The organism is Desulfobotulus sapovorans DSM 2055, from assembly GCF_059569355.1.
In genome coordinates, this window is record NZ_JCANVJ010000061.1 from 1 (window position 1) to 1796 (window position 1796).

At 45.3% G+C, this 1796-nt stretch carries 2 protein-coding genes; one reads left to right on the forward strand and one right to left on the reverse strand.

Annotated features, from left to right (window positions below; translation table 11 throughout):
• Positions 1 to 296: 296 nt before the first annotated feature.
• On the reverse strand, positions 297 to 1577 hold the full coding sequence (gene tyrS, locus BR04_RS17515; protein WP_496357318.1) for a tyrosine--tRNA ligase: 1281 nt from the start codon (positions 1575 to 1577) through the stop codon (positions 297 to 299).
• Between tyrS and BR04_RS17520 the strand changes: the two genes are divergently transcribed.
• A partial coding sequence (locus tag BR04_RS17520) for a hypothetical protein (protein WP_496357319.1) occupies positions 1524 to 1796 on the forward strand: 273 nt, incomplete at its 3' end. The genes tyrS and BR04_RS17520 overlap by 54 nt on opposite strands.

Here is a 1796-nt window from a genome sequence, read left to right on the forward strand (position 1 = left end):
GCAACGAGGATCAAATTACATATTTTAACTTTTGTTGTCAACTATTTTTTTTAAAATTTATTGAGTCAAACATTGCTCAATAAAATTATTCAATATTTTCAAGAAAATATCCGCTGCTTTAACATCAGAAGCGGATTTAAAATCCAAAACCATGGCACTGGACTCACACCATTCCAACAGACAACATCGTGTGCTTTGAATTGTCAATAAATCACCACATATTGTGGATTTTTTATGGTTTGGAACGGTGTGATCCCAGCGCCAGGATATTTTACCCAGCCTCAAAAACCAAAATTTCAGACCACCTCAATACGATGGTACTGCTTTTTACCAGATCGAAGTACCAGAACGCCCCTCTCAAGATCTGCCATTCCCACAACTCCATCCGTACTTTCTACACGCTTTCCATTCACATAAGCCCCCCCCTGCTCAATAAGACGGCGGGCAGCACCTTTGGAAGGACAAAGAGAAGCTCGACAGAAAAGATCCACCACAGAGAACCCTTCAGAAAATTCAACAACGGTAAACCGTGTACATGGCATCCCTTCGGTATCTCCTTTAACCTGCCGAGAAATCCGACTTGAAGGGAAAATCTCTCCGGGAATTTCACGGCCTCCAAACATGGCAGAAGCAGCCTTATGCGCCTGAGCTGCCCCCTCTTCTCCATGAACAATACTCGTTGCTTCATAGGCCAGCACAGCTTTTACAGCATTGAGATCTTTTCCCGCCAGCTGTGAAACAGCATCAATCTCATCCATAGGTAAAAAAGTAAAAAGCTTCAAAAAACGCAGCACGTCCGCATCATCCGTATTCACCCAAAACTGGTAATATTCATAGGGAGACGTTCTATCAGGATCCAACCATACAGCCCCTGCATGGGTCTTACCCATTTTAATACCAGCCGCCGTCATGATCAGAGGGAAAGTAATACCAAAAGCCGTTTTCTGCGCCTTTCGTCTCACCAGCTCCACACCGGCCACAATGTTCCCCCACTGATCACTCCCCCCCATCTGCAAAAGGCAGCCGTGTTTTTCAGCCAGCACATAAAAATCATAGGCCTGAAGCAACATATAATTGAATTCAATAAAACTCAGTCCTTCTTCGGACTCAAGTCTTGCCCTATAACTCTCTGCCTTGATCATACGGTTCACACTGAAATGGGAACCAACTTCCCTTAAAAAAGGAATATATTGCAATTCTGAGAGCCAGTCCGCATTATCCACAAGCAGTGCCTGCCCCTCTGAAAAATCCAGAAAAAAAGCCAACTGAGCCTGAAGACCAACCTTATTCTCCTCCACCTTTTCCGGTGTCAGAAGCTGCCGCATCTCTGTCTTGCCACTGGGGTCACCGATCATTCCTGTCCCCCCCCCCACAAGGGCAATTGGACGATGCCCTGAACGCTGCATATGGGCAAGAGCCATAACTGTTACGAGATGCCCTACATGAAGACTGGATCCCGTAGGATCAAATCCGATATAGCAATAACGACCAGGATTTTCCAAATACGCCTGGAGCTCTTCCTGATGCGTCATACTCTCGATAAAACCCCTCTCCCTCAGAACGTTCAGAGCATTCATTCCACTACCCTTTTCTACGCATCAATGGTTTTTGACAATTTACAGGCCAAAACATGCAGCAATCAAAGGCCCGACCTTTTCAAATTTTATTTGGATGCAACTCTACAAAAAAAGCCACCCTTATTTAGGGCGTGTCATCAGTTAAGCCATATGACGGAAGCTGCCAAGTGTATGGCACCCAAAAAAACGACGGCCCGCTTATCGTATCGAGTAGCAATG